General features: G+C 48.1%; 1 protein-coding gene. It reads right to left on the bottom strand.

Going from position 1 to position 901, the window contains the following annotated elements; all coding sequences use genetic code 11:
• Window positions 1-775, bottom strand: a 775-nt coding sequence (locus tag EN993_RS36275) for a LysR family transcriptional regulator (protein ID WP_164758078.1), incomplete at its 3' end; no start/stop codon positions are given.
• Window positions 776-901: the final 126 nt, after the last annotated feature.

The raw sequence follows: 901 nt of genomic DNA, 5'->3' as shown, positions 1-901 counted from the left end.
ACCTAACTATCTTAAAATCTTTTCTATTTAATGACGCACCTGTAAATTGATCTACAATTGCTACAGCGCCTATATTCTTTGCGATGGCGCAAGCCGTATTTGCATAAGTCGCTTCAATGCTCCAAACATACTCGACATTCGCTGACGCAAATGCGTGCGCTATCAGGCGACCTGCGGGCGACTCCTTGGCCAGAGTCACAAACCCATGCTTTGCCAAATCAGATGGCTCTATTTTGTCCTGGCTTTCCAGAGAATGGCCAATGGGGACCGCACAAACCATCTCGGCCAAGCGCGTGGGCTTGAATTGCAAACCCGGCCGATCCATCGCCATGGTATGTATGCCAAAATCGCAAAGGCCATGAAACACCTGATCGTTCACCTCTTCCGTTTTCGATATGTCCAGAGATATCCTTACTTCCGGATGCCCGCTCAAGAAACTGCTTATAGACTCCGCTACGATCGTGTTTCCGACACTGGGTGTTGAAGCTATCCTTAACGTCCCCGACGTAGCTTCCTTCAGTTCTACTATTTTTTGTTGGATCAATCTAAAAAGAAAGAACATCCCTTCTACTTCACTGTAAAGGACGCTTGCCTCCTTTGTTGGAATGAGCTTCCCTTTGTCTCTTTTAAATAGCTCAAACCCTATCTGCGACTCCAGATGCTTTATCCTGTCACTTACAGCCGGTTGCGATATATTCAAAGAACGCGCCGCACCGACTGTTGTCCCCGTCTCCATAACCATTCTAAAGATTTCGATCTGCCGCATGTTGACCATATCTATGCTCCCTAACCACGACGTCCTGCCCGCCACCCACGTGCCGCAAACCTGACTGGGAAGACGGCAATTGAGGAGATCGCCAAGACTAAGCGAACGGTAGCACAGATCGAATAACTTATCCTT

Origin of the sequence: Mesorhizobium sp. M7D.F.Ca.US.004.01.2.1 (assembly GCF_003997785.1) — a bacterium.
Taxonomy (GTDB): Bacteria; Pseudomonadota; Alphaproteobacteria; order Rhizobiales; family Rhizobiaceae; genus Mesorhizobium; species Mesorhizobium loti.
Note: the sequence above shows the minus strand (reverse complement) of the source record. Positions and strands in the feature narration are given on the sequence as shown.